19 protein-coding genes are annotated in these 20,963 nt (G+C 75.7%); 12 read left to right on the top strand and 7 right to left on the bottom strand.

Translation table 11 applies throughout. The annotated features are described in order from the left end of the window. The first annotated feature begins 134 nt into the window (after positions 1–134). The 5 genes from ACI79V_RS18615 (at position 135) to ACI79V_RS18595 (ending at position 5,701) form a co-directional block, all read left to right on the top strand. A complete protein-coding gene (locus tag ACI79V_RS18615) occupies positions 135–2,696 on the top strand; it encodes a DEAD/DEAH box helicase (RefSeq protein ID WP_456891565.1) in 2,562 nt (853 codons plus the stop codon). After that, a complete protein-coding gene (locus tag ACI79V_RS18610) occupies positions 2,687–3,271 on the top strand; it encodes a GNAT family N-acetyltransferase (protein ID WP_456891563.1) in 585 nt (194 codons plus the stop codon). Before ACI79V_RS18615 ends, ACI79V_RS18610 begins: the two co-directional genes overlap by 10 nt. 21 nt (positions 3,272–3,292) lie before the next feature. Continuing rightward, positions 3,293–4,066, top strand: coding sequence for a sulfite exporter TauE/SafE family protein (locus ACI79V_RS18605; RefSeq protein ID WP_456891561.1), 774 nt, complete (start codon positions 3,293–3,295; stop codon positions 4,064–4,066). A 62-nt stretch (positions 4,067–4,128) separates the two neighbouring features. Further along, entirely contained in the window at positions 4,129–4,893 is a 765-nt protein-coding gene (locus ACI79V_RS18600) for a sulfite exporter TauE/SafE family protein (RefSeq protein ID WP_456891559.1), read from the top strand. Positions 4,894–4,960: 67 nt separating this feature from the next. After that, positions 4,961–5,701, top strand: coding sequence for a hypothetical protein (locus ACI79V_RS18595; RefSeq protein WP_456875309.1), 741 nt, complete (start codon positions 4,961–4,963; stop codon positions 5,699–5,701). A gap of 10 nt (positions 5,702–5,711) precedes the next feature. Here ACI79V_RS18595 and ACI79V_RS18590 read toward each other — a convergent pair whose 3' ends face one another. The 4 genes from ACI79V_RS18590 to ACI79V_RS18575 all read right to left on the bottom strand — a co-directional run bounded on the left by ACI79V_RS18590 (position 5,712) and on the right by ACI79V_RS18575 (position 9,932). Further along, positions 5,712–6,293, bottom strand: a complete 582-nt coding sequence (locus ACI79V_RS18590) for a hypothetical protein (RefSeq protein ID WP_456891557.1) — start codon at positions 6,291–6,293, stop codon at positions 5,712–5,714. A gap of 43 nt (positions 6,294–6,336) precedes the next feature. Then, complete coding sequence (locus ACI79V_RS18585) at positions 6,337–8,007, bottom strand: alpha-amylase family protein (RefSeq protein ID WP_456891556.1); 1,671 nt, start codon at positions 8,005–8,007, stop codon at positions 6,337–6,339. Positions 8,008–8,136: 129 nt separating this feature from the next. After that, positions 8,137–9,207: a TIGR03885 family FMN-dependent LLM class oxidoreductase gene (locus ACI79V_RS18580; protein ID WP_456891554.1), complete on the bottom strand. Its 1,071-nt coding sequence runs from the start codon at positions 9,205–9,207 to the stop codon at positions 8,137–8,139. Positions 9,208–9,266: 59 nt separating this feature from the next. Then, positions 9,267–9,932, bottom strand: coding sequence for a hypothetical protein (locus tag ACI79V_RS18575; protein ID WP_456891552.1), 666 nt, complete (start codon positions 9,930–9,932; stop codon positions 9,267–9,269). 93 nt (positions 9,933–10,025) lie between these two features. Between ACI79V_RS18575 and malQ the strand changes: the two genes are divergently transcribed. Next, positions 10,026–11,918: a 4-alpha-glucanotransferase gene (malQ, locus tag ACI79V_RS18570; RefSeq protein ID WP_456891550.1), complete on the top strand. Its 1,893-nt coding sequence runs from the start codon at positions 10,026–10,028 to the stop codon at positions 11,916–11,918. 73 nt (positions 11,919–11,991) lie between these two features. Here malQ and ACI79V_RS18565 read toward each other — a convergent pair whose 3' ends face one another. Further along, entirely contained in the window at positions 11,992–14,634 is a 2,643-nt protein-coding gene (locus tag ACI79V_RS18565; RefSeq protein ID WP_456891548.1) for an ExeM/NucH family extracellular endonuclease, read from the bottom strand. Positions 14,635–14,852: 218 nt separating this feature from the next. On the opposite strand from ACI79V_RS18565, the gene ACI79V_RS18560 reads away from it, so the two are divergent. From ACI79V_RS18560 to ACI79V_RS18540, 5 genes are all read left to right on the top strand, one after another. Next, positions 14,853–15,161, top strand: coding sequence for a hypothetical protein (locus ACI79V_RS18560; RefSeq protein WP_456891546.1), 309 nt, complete (start codon positions 14,853–14,855; stop codon positions 15,159–15,161). Positions 15,162–15,228: 67 nt separating this feature from the next. Next, entirely contained in the window at positions 15,229–15,432 is a 204-nt protein-coding gene (locus tag ACI79V_RS18555) for a hypothetical protein (protein ID WP_456875301.1), read from the top strand. Positions 15,433–15,608: 176 nt separating this feature from the next. Continuing rightward, entirely contained in the window at positions 15,609–16,022 is a 414-nt protein-coding gene (locus ACI79V_RS18550) for a hypothetical protein (RefSeq protein ID WP_456891544.1), read from the top strand. Between the two features lie 38 nt (positions 16,023–16,060). Next, a complete protein-coding gene (locus ACI79V_RS18545; protein ID WP_456891542.1) occupies positions 16,061–16,909 on the top strand; it encodes a DUF998 domain-containing protein in 849 nt (282 codons plus the stop codon). A 40-nt stretch (positions 16,910–16,949) separates the two neighbouring features. Continuing rightward, positions 16,950–17,399 carry a pyridoxamine 5'-phosphate oxidase family protein gene (locus tag ACI79V_RS18540; RefSeq protein ID WP_456875298.1) on the top strand — a complete coding sequence of 150 codons (450 nt, stop codon included), beginning with the start codon at positions 16,950–16,952 and terminating at the stop codon, positions 17,397–17,399. Here ACI79V_RS18540 and ACI79V_RS18535 read toward each other — a convergent pair. Both ACI79V_RS18535 and ACI79V_RS18530 read right to left on the bottom strand, forming a co-directional pair. Beyond that, positions 17,390–18,304, bottom strand: a complete 915-nt coding sequence (locus tag ACI79V_RS18535) for a DMT family transporter (RefSeq protein WP_456891540.1) — start codon at positions 18,302–18,304, stop codon at positions 17,390–17,392. The two genes, ACI79V_RS18540 and ACI79V_RS18535, sit on opposite strands and share 10 nt — an antisense overlap. A gap of 101 nt (positions 18,305–18,405) precedes the next feature. After that, positions 18,406–19,158 (bottom strand): SDR family oxidoreductase, encoded by a 753-nt coding sequence (locus ACI79V_RS18530; RefSeq protein ID WP_456891539.1) that lies wholly within the window; start codon positions 19,156–19,158, stop codon positions 18,406–18,408. Between the two features lie 89 nt (positions 19,159–19,247). Here ACI79V_RS18530 and ACI79V_RS18525 point away from each other — a divergent pair, with 89 nt between their 5' ends. Continuing rightward, positions 19,248–20,828, top strand: coding sequence for a helix-turn-helix domain-containing protein (locus tag ACI79V_RS18525; protein WP_456891538.1), 1,581 nt, complete (start codon positions 19,248–19,250; stop codon positions 20,826–20,828). Positions 20,829–20,963 lie beyond the last annotated feature (135 nt).

Here is a 20,963-nt window from a genome sequence, read left to right as displayed (position 1 = left end):
TTCTCTGCCCGAGTCGGCCACCTCACACCCGATCTGCACCGGTCGTTACCGTTTCGTGACCCGGAGATCCTGCCGGGACCCCGCTCGGGAGCCCCGGCGGGAAGGCCGCGGCCGTCGGGCACGCTGTCCACACGATGACCGCGACGGCTCCCCTCCCCCTGCTCGACGACCCCGGCGACCTCTCGGCGCTGCGCGCGCGCGGCGACGACGCCGACGAGCTGTTCACCTCCTTCGCCGGCTGGGCCGAGGACGGCGGCACGCCGCTGTACCCGCACCAGGAGGAGGCGCTGATCGAGCTGGTCAGCGGCGCCAACGTCGTCCTGGCGACGCCGACCGGGTCGGGCAAGTCGCTGGTGGCCACCGGCGCGCAGTACGCGGCCCTGGCCGCCGGGCGGCGCAGCTTCTACACCGCGCCGATCAAGGCGCTGGTCAGCGAGAAGTTCTTCGCGCTGTGCGGCGTCTTCGGCGCGGCCAACGTCGGCATGCTCACCGGCGACGCGAGCGTCAACGCCGGCGCCCCGGTCATCGCCTGCACCGCCGAGATCCTCGCCAACGTGGCGCTGCGCGAGGGCGCCGACGCCGACGTCGGCCTGGTCGTCATGGACGAGTTCCACTTCTACGGCGACCCCGACCGGGGCTGGGCCTGGCAGGTGCCGCTGCTGGAGCTGCCCCGCGCGCAGTTCCTGCTGATGAGCGCGACGCTGGGCGACACCACCCGGCTGCGCGAGGACCTCACCCGCCGCACCGGCCGCCCCACCGCGCTGGTCGCCTCCGCCGAGCGCCCGGTCCCGCTGCACCACTGGTACGCGACGACGCCCGCGCACGAGACGATCCAGGAGCTGCTCGACACCCGGCAGGCGCCGGTCTACGTCGTCCACTTCACCCAGGCCCAGGCGCTGGAGCGGGCGCAGGCGCTGATGAGCGTCAACGTCTCCTCGAAGGAGGAGAAGGCGGCCATCGCCGCGGCGATCGGCGGGTTCCGGTTCACCTCGGCGTTCGGGCAGACGCTCTCCCGGCTGGTGCGCCACGGCATCGGCGTCCACCACGCCGGGATGCTGCCGCGGTACCGGCGGCTGGTGGAGACCCTCGCCCAGGCCGGCCTGCTCAAGGTCATCTGCGGCACCGACACCCTTGGCGTCGGCATCAACGTGCCCATCCGCACCGTCGTGTTCTCCGCGCTGAGCAAGTACGACGGCACCCGCACCCGGCTGCTCTACGCCCGCGAGTTCCACCAGATCGCCGGGCGGGCCGGCCGCGCCGGGTACGACACCGCGGGCACCGTCGTCGTGCAGGCCCCCGAGCACGAGGTGGAGAACCTGCGGCAGTTCGCGAAGGTCGCCGACGACCCCAAGAAGCGCCGCAAGCTGGTGCGGAAGAAGGCGCCCGAGGGGATGGTGCCGTGGTCGAAGGCGACGATGGAGCGCCTGGTCGCCGCCGAGCCGGAGCCGCTGTCGAGCTCCTTCCGGGTGTCGACGGCGATGCTGCTCGACGTCGTCGACCGGCCCGGCGACCCCGTCGCGGCGATGCGCCGCCTGCTCACCGACAACCACGAGCCACGCAAGCGGCAGCTGCGGCACGTCCGCGAGGCGGTCGGGATCGCCCGCTCGCTGCTGCAGGCCGGCGTCCTGGAACGGCTCGACGAGCCCGAGCCGGACGGCCGGCGCTACCGGCTGACGGTCGACCTGCCCCCGGACTTCGCCCTCAACCAGCCGCTGTCGACGTTCGCGCTGGCCGCCGTCGAGCTGCTCGACCCCGACTCGGACACCTTCGCCCTCGACGTCGTCAGCGTGCTGGAGGCCACCCTCGACGACCCGCGGCAGGTGCTGGCCGCGCAGGCGAACAAGGCCCGCGGCGAGGCGGTCGCGCAGATGAAGGCCGAGGGGATCGAGTACGAGGAGCGCATCGAGCTGCTCGAGGACGTCACGTACCCGAAGCCGCTGGAGGAGCTGCTCGAGCACGCCTTCGACGTCTACGTGCGCAGCAACCCGTGGGCCCGCGACGCGCACCCGTCGCCCAAGTCCGTCGTCCGCGAGATGTGGGAACGGGCGATGACCTTCCGGGAGTTCGTCTCGGTCTACGGCCTCACCCGCTCCGAGGGCGCGGTGCTGCGCTACCTGTCCGACGCGGTGAAGGCGCTGCGCTCGGGCGTCCCGGCCGCGGCGCGCACCGAGGAGGTCACCGACGTCGTCGAGTGGCTCGGCGAGCTGGTCCGGCAGGTCGACTCGTCGCTGCTCGACGAGTGGGAGCAGCTGACCAGCCCCGACCAGCCCCTCGACGAACCGGTGGCCGTCCCGGCCCGGGCGCGGCCGCTCACCGGCAACGAGCGGGCGTTCACCGCGATGGTCCGCAACGCGCTGTTCTCCCGGGTGCAGCTGTGGGCCCGGCGCCGCTGGTACGACCTGGGCGAGCTCGACTCGGGCGCGGGCTGGGACGCCGAGCGCTGGGGCGAGGTGGTCCGGGCCTACTTCGCCGAGCACGACGAGGTGGGCACCGGCGCCGACGCCCGCGGGCCCGGCCTGCTGGTGTGGGACCGCAGCACGCCGGGGCTCTGGCGGGTGCGGCAGATCGTCGACGACCCGGCTGGCGACCACGACTGGGGCATCGACGCCGAGGTCGACCTCGGCGCCTCCGACGAGGCAGGCGAGCTCGTGCTGCGGGTCGTGGGCGCCGGCCGGAGGGACGACGCGTGGACCTGAGCCCGGTCACCACCCCGCGGCTGCGGCTGGACGCCGTCGTCCCGGGCGACCTCGAGGAGCACTACGCGCTGCTGTCCGACCCCGGTACCTGGACGCACCTGCCCTCGGGCCGGGTCACCTCGCGCGAGCAGGTCGCCACCCGGATCGGGCACTCCGTGGCGGACTGGGCGCACGCCGGGCTCGGCTACTGGACCGCCCGCCTGCGCGAGGACGCCGACGTGCCGGCGCTGCGGCCGGGCCAGGTGGTGGGCACCGGCGGCTGCGCCTGCCCGCCCGGCACCTCGTGGTGGAACCTCTACTACCGCTTCACCCCGCCCGCGTGGGGCCACGGGCTGGCCGCCGAGCTCGTGACCGCCGCGCTGGACGCCGCGCACGCCGTCGCCCCGGACCGCCCGGTGGTCGCCTACCTGCTCGAGCACAACGAGCGCTCCCGGGCGCGGGCCGAGCGGGCCGGGCTGACGCTGGCCTGGCGCGGCCCGGACGCCGGCAACCCCGACCCGGCCGCCGTCCGCCTGGTCTACGCCGACCGGCCGCTCGACGACGCCCTGCTCGCCACGGTCACCGGCCTGGCGTGACGGCCCGGCGGCGGTGACCGCGTGACCCCGCTGGAGGCGCTCGCGGTCGCCGCCGCGGGACTGGCCGCGGGCGCGATCAACGCCGTCGTCGGCTCGGGGACGCTGGTGACCTTCCCCGTCCTGCTCGCCACCGGCCTGCCGCCGGTGACGGCGAGCATCTCCAACAGCCTCGGGCTGGTGCCCGGCAGCGTCGGCGGCGCGGTGGGCTACCGGCGGGAGCTGGCCGGGCAGCGCGGGCTGCTGCTGCGGCTGGTGCCGGCCTCGGCGCTGGGCGCGCTCACCGGCGCGGTCCTGCTGCTGCACCTGCCGGCGGCGGCGTTCGAGGCGGTGGTGCCGGCGCTGGTCGGGCTGGCCGTGGTGCTGGTCGCGGTGCAGCCGCTGCTGACCCGCCGGCTGGCGGCGCGGCAGCCGGCGCCGGGCGCTCCCCCGCGCGGGCCGCGGCTGGCCGGGCTGGTCGCCGCCGCGTACGCGACCGGCAGCTACGGGGGCTACTTCGCCGCCAGCCAGGGCGTGCTCCAGGTGGGCCTGTTCGGCCTGCTGCTGGCCGAGCCGCTGCAGCGGCTCAACGCGCTGAAGAACGTGCTGAGCTCGACGGTCAACGCGGTGGCGGCGCTGGTCTACGTCGCCGTGGCCACCGACCGGGTGCACTGGACGGCCGCGGCGCTGGTCGCGGCCGGCTCCGCGGCGGGCGGGCCGCTCGGGGCGCGCTACGGCCGGCGGCTGCCGCAGGCGGTGCTGCGGGCGGCGATCGTCGTGCTCGGCGCGGTCGCGGTCGGCGTGCTGCTGGCCCGGTGAGGAGTGTGCGCCGGCCGCCGTGACAGGCTCGTCCGGATGCCCGCCCGCCGACCCCGACGCCCGTGAGCGTCCTCGAGTGGCTCCTGCTGGTGCTGGCGGGGATCGGGGCGGGCCTGTCGGGGAGCATCGCCGGGCTCGCCTCGCTGGTCAGCTACCCGGCGCTGCTGGCCACCGGGCTGCCGCCGGTGACCGCCAACGTCACCAACACCGTGGCGCTGGTGCTCACCAGCGTCGGGTCGGTGAGCGCCTCGCGGCCGGAGCTGTCCGGGCAGGGCCGCCGGTTGCTGCCCCTGGTCGCCGCCGGGGTGCTCGGCGGGGCCGCGGGCGCGGGGCTGCTGCTCGTCACGCCGGCCGAGGCGTTCGAGCGGCTGGTGCCCGTGCTGATCGGCGGGGCGGCGCTGGCCATCGTGCTGCAGCGCCCGCCGCGCGAGCTGGCCGCCGAGGGAGCGCGCCGGCACCGACGCCGTGACCCGTGGTGGCTGGTCGCCGGGACGGCACTGGTGGCCGTCTACGGCGGCTACTTCGGCGCCGCGGCCGGCGTGCTGCTGCTGGCGCTGTTCCTGCTGGGCACCGGCGAGGGCCTGCCGCGCAGCAACGCCTTCAAGAACGTCGTCCTGGGGGTGGCCAACGCGGTGGCCGCCGTCGGCTTCGTGGTGCTCGCCCCCGTGGTGTGGAGCGCGGTGCTCCCGCTGGCCCTGGGCTGCCTGGCCGGCGGCCGGCTGGGACCGCGGGTGGTGCGCCGCGCGCCGCAGCCCCTGCTGCGCCGCCTGATCGGCCTGGCCGGGCTGGGCCTGGCGGTGGTGCTGGCGGTGGACGCCTACCGCTGAGGCCCCCGGGTGGTGCCGCGGGGGTTGGGGCACGATGGTGGACGGCGGAGAAGGAGGACGGCAGACGGTGACGAGCAACGACGCGGCGGGACGGTTCCTCCAGGCGCTGCAGGAGCCCGCGACCCAGGACGAGACCGGCCCGGAGATGGCGCCCTCGCGGCTGGCCCGGGCGTTCGCCCAGGCGGTCGGGGTCGACGGCGCCGCGCTGAGCATCCACGAGGGCGCGGGTCTTCGGACGCCGATCGGCGCCAGCGACCGCACGACCTCGCACGCCGAGCAGCTGCAGTTCACCGCCGGCGACGGCCCGTGCCTGCGCGCCCACGACACCGGTCAGGCGATCGTCTTCGACATCGAGGACATCAACCGCAACTGGCCGGAGCTGCACACCGCGCTGCTGGGCGAGACGCCCTTCCGGGCGGTGTTCTCGCTGCCGCTGGCGCCGCCGCTGGGGCCGACGGTGATCGTCGACCTCTACGCGCGCGAGCTGGAGACCCTCACGTCCGTGCCGCGCGACGACGTCGAGGCCGCGCTGCTGGTCCTGACCGAGGAGATGGTGCGCTCGTCCGGGGCGGCGCCGGCCGACGAGGGCGCCCGGTGGTGGGACTCCCCCGACGCCCGCCGCCGCAGCCGGGTGTGGCAGGCCACCGGCGTGGCCACGGTCGCGCTGGGCCTCGACGTCGTCGACACCCTGACGGTGCTGCGCGCGCACGCCTTCGCCACCGGCCGGGTGGTCGACGACGTCGCCGACGACATCGTCGAGGGCCGGCTGGACCCCGCGACCCTGCGCGACCCCGACACCGTCGCCTAGGCGGACCCGTTCAGCGGCCGGTGTAGGCGGCCAGGAACAGCACGAACGCCGAGGTGGCCAGCAGCAGCCGCGCCGGCGTGAGCCCGTTGACCAGCCCCGCCGTGGCCTCGACCCAGGACGGGCGGACGCCGGCCTCCCGGGTGCCGCGGCGGACCAGCCGCACCTCGTCGGCCAGCAGCACCCCGGCCGCGCCGAGCAGCGTCAGCCCGACGACGAGCAGCACCAGCGCCAGCTCCTCGGCGAAGGCGTCGGCGCGGCCGGCCAGCAGCAGCGCGGCGAGCAGACCCGCGACCAGGCCCAGCACGGCCCCGGCGACCGGCGCCCACGGGCCCATCCGGGTCATCGGGCCGGAGCGCCGGTGGGCCGGGGACGGCACCGCGGACGGCGTGGGCGCGGGCGGCGCCGGGGGGCGGCCGGGCAGCGGGCCGGTGGGCCGCTGCCCGGGCGGGAGCGACCCGTCCGGCGGGACGGCGGGTCCGGCGGCGGGCACGGCGGTCGCCGCGGTGGCGCCCGTGGGAACCGGTGCGGTCGGCGGCGCGGTGGCCGAGGGAACGGCCGGAGGGGCGGCGGGAGGGACGCTGGGCTCGGTCATCGCCGCTCAGGCTAGGGGCCGCCGTCGCGCGGCACCGCCCGGGTCAGGGCAGGCGGCGGCTCCCCTCGGTGACCAGCCGCAGCCAGCGGTACCCGTAGCCGTCGAGGGTCAGCTCGACCGCGCCGCCGTCACCGATCGGCGTCGTCCGGGTCTCCAGCAGGTCCTCCAGCCGGGAGGACGCGTCGCAGCCCTCCAGCACGAGCGGCACGGTCCGCGGCTCGGGGCCGAGGTTGTGCACCGCCAGCGTCGTGCCGTCGTCCCACGCGCAGAGGTGGGCCAGCACCTCGCGGTGCGGCTGCTCGAGCACCCGGAACGACCCCCAGCCCAGCTCAGGGGACTCGCGGTAGCGGCGGACCAGCAGCTTGACGAACGACAGCAGCGAGTCGGGGTCGCGGCGCTGGTCGGCGACGTTGACGAACTCCGGCGCGAACCCGCCGCTGACCACCGGGCCGGGCAGCCGGTCGGGCTCGGCGGAGGAGAACCCGCCGTTGCGGCCCGACGTCCACTGCATCGGCGTGCGGACGGCGAGCCGGCCCTCGGCGTCGAGGTCCTCCCCCATCCCGATCTCCTCGCCGTAGAAGAGCACCGGCGTGCCGGGCAGGGAGAACAGCAGGCTGTAGACCATCCGCACCCGGCGCGGGTCGCCGTCGAGCATGGGCGGCAGCCGGCGGCGCAGTCCGCGGCCGTAGACCTGCATCCGCTCCTCGGGCCCGAAGGCGGCGAAGACCTCCTTGCGCTCGTCCTCGGAGAGCTTGTCGAGGGTGAGCTCGTCGTGGTTGCGGACGAAGGTCGCCCACTGGCTGTCGGGGTTGAGCGAGGGCCGGGCGGTGAGCGCCCGCACCAGGGGGCCGGCGTCGCCGCGGGCCAGTGACAGGTACGTGGCCTGCATGCCGACGAAGTCGAACAGCATGGTCAGCTCGTCGCCCTCGTCGCCGCCGAAGAACTCCCGCTGCTGCTCGTGCGGCAGGTTCACCTCGCCGAGCAGGACCCCGCTGCCGGTGCGCCGGCCGAGGAAGGACCGCAGCGCCCGCAGGTAGTCGTGCGGCTCGGGGAACTCGTCGGTGTCCCCGCCCTCGGTCTCCAGGAAGAAGGGGACGGCGTCGACGCGGAAGCCCGACAGGCCCAGCTGCAGCCAGAACCCCATGATCTTGGCGACCTCGTCCCGCACCCGCGGGTTGGTGACGTCGAGGTCGGGCTGCTCCTTGTAGAACCGGTGCAGGTACCACTCGCCCGTCGGCTCGTTGTGGGTCCAGGTCGACGCCTCCTGGTCGGGGAAGACCACCTGGTCGGAGGTGTCGGGCGGCTCGTCGTCGCGCCAGACGTAGAAGTCGTGGAACGGCGCGTCCCGGGCCTGCCGGCCCTGCTCGAACCACGGGTGCCGGATCGAGGTGTGGTTGACCACCAGGTCGGCGATCACCCGGATGCCGCGGTCGTTCGCGGTGCGGATCAGCTCGACCAGGTCGCCGTGCGTGCCCAGGCGCGGGTCGACGCCGTAGAAGTCGGTGATGTCGTAGCCGTCGTCGCGCTCGGCGGTCGGGTAGAAGGGCATCAGCCACAGGCAGGTGACGCCGAGGTCGGCCAGGTGGTCGATGCGCTGGGCCAGTCCCTCGAAGTCGCCGACGCCGTCGCCGTTCCAGTCCATGTAGGTCTCGACGTCGAGGCAGTAGACGACCGCCGTCTTCCACCACAGGTCGGCCGTGTCGGTGATCCTCATGCGGGCTCCCTCGGCTCGGGTGTCGCGGGGCGTCGAGTGGTCGGTTGCTGCCGGTGACACGTGCGGACACGCTGCCGCGAGCGGCACCAGGTGCGCTCTCGGGGCGCCGGGGACGCCCGGACCGCCGGGTCACCCGCCGGGGCGGCCCTCGGGCAGCACGAAGGACGGGCCGGGCTCGGGCTCCTGCCGCGGACGTCGGGGGCCGCCGGGCCCGTCGAGCGCGACCGCGGGCTGGGGCCGGGTGACGCCGAGCTGCGGCAGCACGTGCTCGCCGAACGCGTCGAGGAAGGGCTTCTGCTCCTTGCCGACGTGGTGCAGGTAGATCTCGTCGAAGCCCAGGTCGACGTACTCGGCCAGCCACGCGGCGTGCTGCCCGAGGTCCGAGCTGACCCGCACGGCGCCCTCGACCGCCTCCTGCGGGGTGTACACGCTGGCCTGCTCGAAGGCCTCGGGCCCGTCGAGGTCCCAGCACAGCGGCGGCGGGAAGGTGTTCGTGTACCACTGCTCGAAGGCGACGGACCTCGCCCGCTCCGGGTCGGGGTCCCAGCACAGGTGCACCTGGAGCACGAGCCGGCCCTGGCCCCCGGCGTCGCGGTAGGCGCCGGTGAGCTCGCGCAGCGTCTCGTGCGGCTGGTTGATCGTGATCATGCCGTCGGCCCAGTCGGCGTGCCGCCGCGCCGTCGGCACGCTCATCACCGGCCCGATCAGCGCAGGCTGCTGCTCCGGCAGCGTCCAGATCCGCGCCCGCTCGACGTCGACCAGCCCGCGGTGGGTCACCTCCTCGCCGGCCAGCAGCGCGCGGATGACGTCGACGCACTCGCGCAGCCGGGCGTCCCGGACCCGCTTGGGCGGCCACGGGGTGCCGGTGATCCGCTCGTTCATCACCTGCCCGCTGCCCAGCGCCATCCAGAAGCGCCCCGGGAACATCGCCGCGAGCGTCGCGGCGCCCTGGGCGATGACCGCCGGGTGGTAGCGCTGCCCGGGGGCGTTGACCACGCCGCAGGGCAGGCCGGTGGTGGCCAGCGCCGCGCCGAGCCAGGACCAGGCGAACCCCGAGTGCCCCTGCGCGGAGTTCCAGGGCGCGAAGTGGTCCGAGCACATGGCCGCGGTGAAGCCGACCTCCTCCGCGTGCTGGACGGCGGCCAGCAGATCGGCCGGGTGCACCTGCTCGTGGGAGTTGTGGAACCCGATCACGGTCACCGCTCGTGCCTACCGCAGGTCAGGAGGGCGCGCGCGGCGGACCGGCGGGTGCCGCAAGGTCAGCCCAGCAGCCCGGCCGTCGTCGCGGGGTCGGTCGCGACGTCGAGGTGCCCGCCGCGGCCGTCCCCGGCGACCGGCCAGCCGCGGGCCCGCGCCTCGGCGGCGTCGGCGTCGTAGGCCGGCGAGAGGTGCACGTAGCGGGGCTCGGCGGTCAGCGGCGGCACCGCGACGCCGGTCGACCACAGGTCCGCCGGCAGCCGGTGCCCCTCGGCGAGGACGGCGGTCCGCACCTCCTCGTCGGGGAGCAGCTCGCGCATCGCGTCGGGGCCCCACCACGTCGTCCAGTCGGCCACCCGGCCGTCGTCGCCGGTCAGCGGCGCCACCCGCTCGCGGACGTCGGCCGGCCACCGCGCCGTCCCGGGGGCCGGCGGCAGGACCGCGTCGAGCCACACCACCCGCCCCGCCCGGACGGCGGCGGCGACCGCGGGCAGCACGATGCCCGCGCCGGAGAACCCGACGACGACGTCGGCGCGCCCGCCCGCGCCCGCCGCCCACCGCCGGTCCCAGCCGGCCGCGGAGGGAGCCGGTGACGCGGGGTCCTGCACGCGGGCACGCAGGTCCGGCACGGCGACCTCCGCGCCGCGGCGGCGCAGCTCGGCGGCCAGCGGTCCCAGGACCGCGGGCCCCAGCAGCGGCGGGTGCACCAGCAGCCAGGCCCCGTCCACGCGGGGAGGATGCCGCACCGGGCCACGGCACGGTGGGGGGCGCCACTCCCGTCCTGCGCTGCGATCAGCCCTGCCCCCCGTGAGGATCGGGGGGTGACACGCACCCCCAGCACCGACCGGTGGGGCATCGACGCCACCTGGCTCGACGCCCTCGACGAGGAACACCAGGTCGCCCCGGCCACCATCGACCGCCTGCGGGAGGTGATCGGCGAGCCGCCGGAGGACCTCGAGGAGCGGGCGCCCATCGTGGCCCGGCCCGGCGACGTCCTGGAGGTCGACGAGGCCGAGGTGACCCTCGAGGACGGCTCGACCCGGCACGTCGACGGCGAGCTGCCCGAGGACTTCCCGCTGGGCTACCACTGGCTGCAGGCCCCCGGCGAGCCGCGGCGCCGGCTGGTCGTGTCGCCGGGGCGCTGCTGGCTGCCCGCGGACCGCGCCTGGGGCTGGGCGGTGCAGCTCTACGCCACCCGCGGCGCGGGCAGCTGGGGCATCGGCGACCTCGCCGACCTGCGGGCCGTGCGCGAGATGGCCGCCGACCAGGGGGCCGGGTTCGTGCTGGTCAACCCGCTGCACGCCGTGGCGCCCACCCCGCAGCAGGAGGCCAGCCCGTACCTGCCGGCCACCCGCCGCTTCCGCAACCCGGTCTACCTGCGCGTCGAGGAGGTCCCCGGCGCCGACCGGGTCGACGTCGACGGCGACGCCGGCCGGGTACTGTCCGACGGCGAGCTGATCGACCGCGACGCGATCTGGGCGCGCAAGCGCGAGGCGCTGCGCCGGGTCTTCGACGCCACCGGACGCGACGACCCCGCCTTCCCCGACTGGTGGTGGCACCAGGGCCAGAAGCTGCAGGACTGGGCCACCTGGTCGGCGCTCGCCGACGTCCACGGCCCCGACTGGCACACCTGGCCCGACGAGCTGCGCGACCCGCGCAGCGAGGCGGTCGGCCGGTTCGTCGCCGAGCACGAGCGCGACGTCGCCTTCCACGCCTGGCTGCAGTGGTGCCTGTCGCTGCAGCTGGAGCGGGCCACCGAGGGCATGACCGTCATCCAGGACCTGCCCATCGGCGTGGCCGGCGGCGGCGCCGACGCCTGGACCTGGCAGGGCGTGCTGGCGCAGGGCGTGAGCGTCGGGGCCCCGCCGGACGCCTTCAACGCCCAGGGCCAGGACTGGGGCTCCCCGCCGCTGGTCCCGTGGCGGCTGCGGGAGGCGGACTACGAGCCGTTCGTCGAGTCGATCCGCGCCACGATGGCCGGCGCCGGCGGGCTGCGCATCGACCACGTGATGGGCCTGTTCCGGCTGTGGTGGGTCCCCGCCGAGGGCGGCGCCGTCGACGGCGCCTACGTCCGCTACCCCGCCGAGGACCTGCTCGACATCGTCGCGCTGGAGAGCCACCGGGCGCAGGCGGTGGTGGTCGGCGAGGACCTCGGCACGGTGGAGGAGGGCGTCCGCGAGGCCCTGGCCGAACACGGGATCCTGGGTTACCGGCTGCTGTGGTTCGAGGACGACGACCCGGCCGAGTGGCCGCAGGAGGCGATGGCCGCCGTCACCACCCACGACCTGCCCACCGTCGCGGGCCTGTGGAGCGGCGCCGACGTCGAGGAGCAGCGCGAGCACGGCACCGGGACCGACGAGGAGCTCGAGCGGGGCCGGACGGCGCTGCTGGAGAAGCTGCCGGGCCTTCGGAAGAACGCCCGGCCGGAGACGGCGGTGAAGCGGGCGCACGAGCTGCTGGGGCGGGCACCGTCGCTGCTGCTGTCGGCCACGCTCGACGACGCCCTCGGCGTGCGGCGCCGCCCGAACGTGCCGGGCACCACCGAGCGCCCCAACTGGTCGCTGCCGCTGCCGGTGCCCGTGGAGGAACTCGCCGGGCACGCGCTGCTCCAGGAGGTCGCGCGCATCCTGGCCGACGGGGTGCGGCGCACCAGCGACCCGGAGGAGGACGCGATCGGCGAGCAGGCCGGCGGGGAGGCCCGCACGGGCTCCTGAGAACACGTCCGGCGCGGCTCCCGGTTCCCCGGGGCCGCGCCGGACGGGTGCTCGGCTGCGGATCAGCCGTCGCTCACGACTCCGCGCCCTCCTGCTCGCTGCTGCCGGTGCCACGGCCCTGGGTCAGGACGTCGTCCTCCCCCGGCCCGCCGACCAGCGTGTCGTCGCCGTTGCCGCCGTCGAGGGTGTCGACGCCGAAGCCGCCGAGCAGCCGGTCGTTGCCGTTCTCACCGGCCAGCCGGTCGTCACCGGCGCCACCGCAGACGACGTCGTCGGCGGTCCCGCCGGTGATCGTGTCGCTCCCGCCGAGGCCCATGATCACGTCGACGCCGGCGGTGCCGCGCAGGGTCTCCCCCGCCTCGGTGCCGCGGATCGTCGGGACGAGGCCGTTGCAGCGCTCCTCCAGGTCGATGCCCAGGACCACTGGGTCGTGGTCGCTGGACCGGTACGGGTCGCGGGCGTAGAGCGCCGGGTCGCCGGTGTACTGGTAGGCGAAGGACTCCACCGAGTTGATGTTCCAGTGCGCTACCCCGGTGACCTTGTCGGTCAGGGCACCGGTCGACAGGGCGTGGTCCAGCGAGCCGGACATGTCGTCGAACACGTAGCTGTACCGGCCCTCGTCGAACAACGAACCCAGGTCGTCGTAGCCGGCCTCGTAGAAGGCGACCATCGGGTCCTCCTGCGTGTAGGCGTTGAAGTCGCCCAGGAGGAGCACGTCCTCGTCACCGGTGGTCCCGCGGAGCTCCTCGGTGAACGCGATGAGGGACTCGGCCATCCGCACGCGGTCGCCGTTCCAGGCACCCTGGCCGTCACCGTCGTCGACGTTGTCGCCGGTCGGCGCGGGGTCGGTGCCGGGGTTCTTCGACTTGAAGTGGTTGGCCACGACGGTGAACGCGTCGCCGTCCTTCACGAAGGTCTGCGCGAGCGGCTCGCGGGCGTTGTCCCACACGGTCTCGTCCACCAGGCCGACGGAGTCGCCGACCGGCTGCACGACGTCGTTCTGGTAGATGATCGCGCTGCGGATGACGTCGCGGTCGACCGCGTAGAGCTCGTCGGCCAGCGGCACGTAGCTCCACTTGTCGTAGCCGGCGGCCGTGTTCAGCCGCTGCACCAGGTCCGCGAGGGCGCCGTCGGCGTTGCCAGGCGAGGTGCCCGTGGAGTCGGTGTCCTCGATCTCCATGAGGGTGACCACGTCGGCGCCCAGCGCCTCGATGGCGGTGACGATCTTGGCCGCCTGCTCCTCGAACTCCGCCGGGCTGCTCGCACCCCGGGCGTTGGGTCCGGACAGGGTGACGAAGTAGTTCAGCACGTTGAACGCGCCGACCTGGACGTCACCGCCGACCTCGTCCGGACTCGCCGGCCGCGTGTTCTGCGGGGCGAAGGTGCCCGCCGCGGTGCCGTCGGCCGGCTGTAGCCGCCACTGGCTGAAGCCGTAGCCGAGCACGGTGGGCTGCGTGAAGGTCAGCTCGTCGCCGACGCGCACCGGGGTGGTGGGCGAGAGGTACGGACGGGTGTTGACGTTCACCCGGGCGCTCAGGCCGTCGTCCAGGACGATCCGGCGCAGCGTGTTCTCCGTCGCAATGGCCTGCGCCTCGGGGCTGCCCGGGCGGGCCAGCTCGGTGGGCTGCACCAGCAGGCCGCCCTCGGAGAGGGTCAGCTCGCCGAAGGAGGTGAGGTCGAACACCTCGCTGACGGTGAGGGCGTCGGCCGGTTGGACGAGCATGCCCTCGAGCCGCTCCCGGGCGGTGTCGTCGGCCGGCAGGTCCAGCGCCGCGGGCTGCGGCAGGTCCGCGCCGGTGCCGTCGGCGCAGACGTCGACGTCGGTGCGCGCGGTGATCTGCGTCTGGCCGCCGAACTCGCCGGCCTGGCCGGTCACCGCGACGGTGTCGCCGAGGTCCACGGCGGCGGGGCTGAACACGAAGACGCCGTCGGAGGTGGCGGTGTCGCCGTCGCCGTCGGGGTCCTGCAGGTAGAAGCCGGACAGCCCGGGGACGTCACCGACGACGACGCCGCGGACGGTGACGGTCCGCCCGCTGAGCGGCGTGGCCGGCCCGGTGCCCTGCACCGCGCCGATCTCGTGGGTCGGGGTGGTCTCGCAGGGGCCGGTCACCGGCGGCGGCGGGGTCGTGGTGCCGGCGGGGTTGACCGCGTTCGGGGTCGCCGCGGCCGGACCGGCCCACACGAGCGCGTCGCCGCTGGCGTCGTAGGTGCGCGACAGCGACTGCCCGGTCGGCTCGGTGCCCGCCTCCCGGACGCCGATGTCGGTGCTGGTCCTGCCGGCGGCCGGACCGTCGGTCGCGGTGAAGGTCCCCTCGTAGGAGAGGAACTCGAGGACCTCGGTCCCCCGGACGAGCGCCACACCGTCGGGGTCGCCGTTCTGGACGCCGTTGGCGGGGTAGCTGACGGTGGCGACCGCCGGGGCGTCCGCCGGAGCCGTGACCGCCGGCAGCGCGTCCGTGTCGTAGACCGTGCCGTTGCCACCGTTGTAGAGCACGACCGAGAGACCGGCCGACGAGGTGCCGGCCGGGAGGTGGACCTCCACGAACTCACCGGCGTCGGTGCCGGTGTTGTCGTAGTGGATCTCGGAGACGTACGGCGCGGTGGGCGGCGCGGCCACGGCGGCCGTGGGCAGGCCCACGACGGCCAGGGACGCGGCGGTGGTGCCGAGTGCGGCGCGGCGCACGAGCATGCGCCGGGAGCCGGGAGTTGAACGCACGGATGACCCTTCGAGAGGTGCGGGGACCTGCACATGGTGAGCACCCGTCGTGCACAGTCCAACAACGGGACGTGACGACCGGGTGACGGTCAGCGCGCGGTGTGACCCACATCACAGGCAAGTCGGCGTGTCGGCATGTCGACACGCCGACGACTACCGACGCGGCGACCGCACCGGACGATCGAACGCGCGTTCGACCGCCGTGCCAGACTGCCGAGGTGGCAGGTGGGATGCACCGGGGGTCGTCGCGACCGTCGCTGGGCGAGCGGGCCGCCGACTCCGGCGTCCGTCCGGCCGGCCCGCTCCCCGAGGCCGCTCCCCAGCCGCGGCCCCGGGAGGAGGGCGCAGGACGGCACTGCTGGGTGCACGACCCGCCCGGCAGCTCCGGCCGGGTCCCCGGGCTGCTCGTCGAGTGGCGGCAGCGGCCCGGGGGCTGGCAGGGCCGGGTGGCCTACGCCGTCCCCGGCGCGCACGGGCCGGTCCTGGTCGAGGCGTGGCTGCCGGCCGGCTCGCTGGAGCAGCGCTGAGGGTTTCCGGCCGGGCGCGACGGCTATGGCCTGCAGGACCGACCGACGACGCAGCGGAGGCAGCACCATGACCACCCCACCCGACCGCCCCACCCTCGACGACGTCATGGACACCGAGGAGTCGGCGCCCCGGGACCGCCAGCAGCACGGCAAGGCCGATCCCCGGCCCAACGACGACGCGCTGCAGCACCGCACCGAGCAGGAGCGGCAGGCCGTCGGCTCCGACGACGCCGACCCGGCCGGCGCGGAGTTCCACTCCGCCACCGACTGAAGACCCTCCCTGACCGCCTCGCCGAGGCGGTCAGGGTGGCGGCGACGACCTCCCCCACGGCGTCGCGGAACCGCGGCCGCGCCGCGCCCGGCCGAGCTCGTCGCGCACCCGGTCGCCGGACCGGCCCCGGCCGGCGACGGCGGGCGCGCGCCCGGCCCGGCTGCTGGGATGGGCCGGTGACCCGACTGGGCCGGGCCGACGTCGGCTGCTGGCTGGTGAAGACCGCGCGCCCGCCCGAGGCGGTGGTCCCGGGCTGGGCACCCGGCCGGGCGCACGAGGTGACCCGCTGCCTGCGGCCCTCCTACCGGCTCGGGCTGATGCGGCCGGGCGACCCGGTCCTGCTGTGGCGCAGCGGCCGCGACCGCCCGGGCGTGCACGCCACCGGGGTGCTGGCGGGCCCGGTCGGCTCCGACGGGCGCGGACCGGTCGCCGTCGTCCGGTTCACCCTGCTCGGGGTCCCGCTCCCGCGCGCCGACCTGCTGGCCGACCCGGTCACCCGGGACGCCGAGGTGCTGCGGATGCCGGCGGGCAGCAACCCGTCGTACCTGACGCCGGCCCAGTACGCCGCCGTCCTGGCCGCCCTCGACTGACCCCGCCGCGGCGGGTCGGGACCACGGCGGCTGGGACCATGGGAGGTGTGCCGAGGAAGCGGATCACCGCGGGCGCGCTCGCCTGGGTGCTGACCCTGCAGTTCTTCGTCGTCGAGACGGTCGTGCAGCTGCGCTCCGAGCTGCCCTACTCGCGGTCGGCGGAGGCGATCAGCGCGCTGGGCGACCCCACCCGGCCCGGGTCCACGCTGATGAACGCCTCGTTCGTCGTGCAGGCCGCCCTGATCGCCGCCGGCGCGGTCGCGCTGCTGCCGGCGCTGCGCGGCCGCGCCGCCCGCCCGGCGGTGGCCCTGCTCGGCGCCGCCGCGCTGGGTGTGCTGCTGGTCGGCGTCTTCCCGCGGCTGACCAGCCCGTCGCTGCACACCACCGGCGCGGTCCTGTACCTGCTCGCCGGCGGGCTGGGGCTGATGGCGCTGGCGTACGCGGTGCGGCCGTGGTCGGAGGCGCTGGGCACGACCGTGGTGCTGCTGGGCCTGTTCGGCACCGCGATGACCGTCTTCTACGGCGCCGGCGTGGTCGGGCTGCTCGGCGAGGGCGGCACCGAGCGGGCCGCGGCCTACGTCCTGCCGATCGGGCTGGCGCTGGCCGGGCCGGCGCTGTGGTGGCTCACCCGCCGCCGCACCGAGCCGGTCACCGGCCGTCCCAGCCGCCGGCAGCTGCGCGCGGAGGAGCGGGAGCAGGAGCGGCTGGCCCGCGCCCGCGCCGCCGCCGAGCGCGACGACGCCCTGGAGGCCGCCGCCCGGCGCACCGACGCGGGCCCGCGGGGAGCCGTCGCCGGCGACCCGGTCCACCCCGCCGACCAGCACGGGGACGACCCCGACGACGACCTCGACCCCGACGACCCGTGGGCGGGGCCGCGCCGGAGGTGAACCGGTCGCGGGCGTCCGGCGCCGCCGCCACGATGGGCCCGTGAGCGCCGAGAGCACGCTGCAGGAGATCCCCGTCGACGAGTGCCACCGGCTCCTGGCCACCCAGGAGATCGGCCGGCTCGCCGTCAACGCCGAGCACCACCCGCTGGTCTTCCCGGTCAACTACGCCATGGACGGCACCACGGTGGTCATCCGCACCTCGCCCGGCACCAAGCTGGCCGCCGCCGACCACGCCGCCGTGACGTTCGAGGTGGACGAGATCGACCGGCGCACCCGCAGCGGGTGGAGCGTCCTGGTGCGCGGGGTCGCCGAGGAGGTCGGGCCGGAGCACCGCGCCGACCTCGTCGCCCGCACGCGGGCCACCGGGCTGCAGCCGTGGGCGCCCGGCGAGCACGGCCACTGGCTGCGCCTGATCCCGACGGCGGTCACCGGCCGGCGGATCGTCCCCGGTGAGCTGCCCCCGGCGGTCGACCCCCGCGCCTACCTGTGAACCGGCTCGGCCACGCGGACCGCGGCACGGACCGTCCCGCGACGGCGTGAGATCGCGACGCCGGCCAGGCAGACGACCCCGCCGGCCACGGCCAGCGGCGTGGGGACCTCGTCGAGCAGCAGCCACGACATGAGCACCACCAGCGGCGGCACCAGGTAGGTGGTGACCCCCAGCCGGCCGGCCTCGGTGCGCGCCAGCGCGTAGGCCCAGGTGCTGAACGCCAGCGCCGTGGGCACCACGCCCAGGTAGACCGTGCCGAGCACCGACGACGCCGGGGCGGCGGCCAACCCGGTCACCAGCGCACCGGCCCAGGGCAGGCAGCACACCGCCCCGATGGCGCACGCGGTCGCCGTCACCTGCAGCGGCGGCAGCCGGCGCAGCACCGGCTTCTGCGCCACCACCCCGACGGCGTAGGTCACCGCGGCGACGAGGCACAGCAGGACGCCGAGCAGGTCACCCCCGCTCCCCCGGCCGCCCAGCCCGATCAGCAGCACCCCCGCGAAGGCGACGGCGAGTCCGGCCACCAGCCGGCGCGGGAACCCCTCCCGCAGCCAGACCCCGGCCAGCACCGCGATGAGGATCGGCCCGACGTTGACCAGCATCGCCGTCGTCCCGGCGTCGAGGTGCCGCTCGGCGGCGTTGAGCGCCACGTTGTAGACGCCGAACCAGCCGATCCCGCACACCGCCAGCAGCCGCCACTCCTGCCGCGTGGGCGCCACCCAGCCGCGGCCCAGGCACAGCAGCGCCAGCACCGCCGTCCCGACCAGCAGCCGCCCGAGCGCCAGGGCGCCGGGTGAGAGGTCCTCGCCCACCGCGCGGATGCCGATGAACGCGGACGCCCAGGCCAGCACGGTGACGGCGACGGCGGACAGCACGGGCAGGGACACCGGGCGGGCGGAGGGCACGGACCGAACCTAGGGAGCGCCACCGACGGTCCGCTGGCGACTTCCGGACGTCACGCCCGCACCGGCAGCCCCGCTGCGGAGTTCGGCAGGAACGGCGCGGTTCAGCCCTGCCGCAGGTGTTCGGCGTAGGTGCGCCGCCCGCGCTGGGCCCGCGGGCCGGGCAGCACGCCGCCCTCCCGGAAGGCCGCCGACAGCCTGCCGGGCAGCGGCGTGGCCACCACCCGCACCGACGGCTCGCGGGCGGCCGCCCAGGCGCGGGCGAGCTCGGCGGCCGAGAGCGCCTCGGGCCCGCCGAACTCGACGACGTCGCCGGTCGGCGGGGCGGAGGCCACCTCGGCCAGGAACCCGGCCGCCTCCCCGACGTCGACCGGTGCGGCCTGCCAGCCCATCGGGACCGGCAGCACCGGACCGCGGCGGGCGGTGGCCAGCATCTCGTCGACGAAGTGGTGGAACTGGGAGATCCGGACCAGGGTCACCGGCAACCCGGAGGCCAGCAGCACCTGCTCGGCGGAGAACTTCGCCCGGTAGTAGTTCCACGGCACCCGGTCGACGCCGACGATCGAGACGTACACCAGGTGCTGCAACCGCTCGCGGTCGAGGGCCTGTACCAGCCGGCGGGTCCCGGCGACGTCGACCTGCCAGTGGTCGCCCCGCGGCGCGCTGGCCGCGTGCACGACCACCTCGGCGCCCCGCACCGCCGCGGCCAGGTCGCGGCCGGTGGCCAGGTCGGCGCGCACACCCCCGGGCCCCGCTCCGCGGCGGGACATCTGCCGCACCCCGTGACCCGCCTGCTGCAGGACGGGCACCAACCTCTGACCGAGCGGACTGGTGCCTCCGGTGACCAGGACCTCCATGCCGACAGTCTGCCGTCCGCCCCGGGCGGACCGGTCCCTCCCGGCGTGGCTCGCCGGGGCATCTCACCTACGAGATACCGTGGACCCCCGTGACCGCGACCGAGTCCACGGCCGAGACGACGGCCCCCTCGACCGTCCTGCCCTCCTCCACCGCCACCGCCGTGCGGATCGGCGCGCTGGTGCGCGACGCCCGCCGGCACCGCGGCCTGACCCAGCAGCAGCTCGCCGAGCGCCTGGGCACCAGCCAGAGCGCCGTCGCCCGCATCGAGCAGGGCGGCCAGAACCTCACCCTCGACCTGCTGGGCCGCCTCTCCGAGGCGCTGGAGAGCCCGCTGATCAGCGTCGGCCCGGCCGGGCCCACGCACCTGCGGGTCACCGGCGGCACCCCGCTGCGGGGCAGCGTGACGGTGAAGTCGTCGAAGAACGCCGCCGTGGCGCTGCTGTGCGCCGCGCTGCTCAACCGGGGCCGGACGACGCTGCGCAACGTGGCCCGCATCGTCGAGGTGGACCGCATCCTCGACGTGCTGCGCTCGATCGGCGTCTCGGCCACCTGGGACGCCGCCGGCCGCGACCTGACCCTGCAGGTCCCCGACGAGCTCGACCTGGCCGGCATCGACGCCGACGCCGCCCGCCGGACCCGCAGCATCATCATGTTCCTCGGCCCGCTGCTGCACCGGGCCCGCGAGTTCCGGCTGCCCTACGCCGGCGGCTGCGACCTCGGCACCCGCACGGTGGAGCCGCACATGATCGCGCTGCGGCCGTTCGGGCTGGCGATCGAGGCGCACGCCGGCGAGTACCACGCCAGCGTCGACCCCTGGGCGACCGAGCGGCGGACGATCGTGCTGACCGAGCGCGGGGACACCGTCACCGAGAACGCGCTGCTGGCCGCGGCCCGCACCGAGGGCACCACCGTCATCCGCAACGCCAGCTCCAACTACATGGTCCAGGACCTGTGCCTGTACCTGCAGCTGCTCGGGGTCGGGGTCGAGGGCCTCGGGACGACGACGCTCACCGTGCACGGGCGCGCCGTCCTCGACGCCGACGTCGACTACACGATCAGCGAGGACCCGGTCGAGGCGATGAGCCTGCTGACCGCCGGCATCGTGACCGGCTCGGAGCTGACGGTGCGCCGCGCGCCGGTGGAGTTCCTGGAGATCGAGCTCGCGGTGCTGGCCGAGATGGGGCTGCGGTACGACCTCTCGGAGGAGTACCTGGCCGACAACGGCCACACCCGGCTGGCCGACGTCACCATCCACCCGTCGCAGCTCAAGGCCCCGATCGACAAGATCCACCCGATGCCGTTCCCGGGGCTCAACATCGACAACCTGCCGTTCTTCGCGGTGATCGCGGCGTCGGCGACCGGCTCGACGCTCATCCACGACTGGGTCTACGACAACCGGGCGATCCACCTGTCGGACCTGACCCGCCTGGGCGCCGACGTCCGCCTCATGGACCCCCACCGGGTGCTGGTCACCGGGCCGACCCGCTGGCGCAACGCCGAGGTCGTGTGCCCGCCGGCGCTGCGGCCCGCGGTGTGCATCCTGCTGGCGATGCTCGCCGCGCGCGGGACGTCGGTGCTGCGCAACGTCGACATCATCGCCCGCGGCTACGAGCACCTCTACGAGCGGCTGGTGGAGATGGGCGCCTCGATCGAGGTCTTCTCCGACTAGCCGGAGGCCCGCTTCGTCGAGATCACGCGATCTCGACGCTCCAGGGGCCCCGGGGGGGGGGGGGGGGGGGGGGGTGGGGGGGGGGGGGGGGGGGGGGGGGGGGGGGGGGGGGGGGGGGGGGGGGGGGGGGGGGGG

The sequence above is a fragment of the Geodermatophilus sp. SYSU D00700 genome (assembly GCF_054050255.1).
This window is presented reverse-complemented; position numbering and strand designations above follow the sequence as displayed.

Coding starts and splice junctions, on each gene's coding strand:
- ACI79V_RS18590 (WP_456891557.1), bottom strand. CDS start 6,293: ATGACCGAGCCCAGCGTCCCTCCCGCCGCCCCTCCGGCCGTTCCCTCG.
- ACI79V_RS18615 (WP_456891565.1), top strand. CDS start 135: ATGACCGCGACGGCTCCCCTCCCCCTGCTCGACGACCCCGGCGACCTC.
- ACI79V_RS18555 (WP_456875301.1), top strand. CDS start 15,229: ATGACCACCCCACCCGACCGCCCCACCCTCGACGACGTCATGGACACC.
- ACI79V_RS18585 (WP_456891556.1), bottom strand. CDS start 8,007: ATGAGGATCACCGACACGGCCGACCTGTGGTGGAAGACGGCGGTCGTC.
- ACI79V_RS18545 (WP_456891542.1), top strand. CDS start 16,061: ATGGGAGGTGTGCCGAGGAAGCGGATCACCGCGGGCGCGCTCGCCTGG.
- ACI79V_RS18530 (WP_456891539.1), bottom strand. CDS start 19,158: ATGGAGGTCCTGGTCACCGGAGGCACCAGTCCGCTCGGTCAGAGGTTG.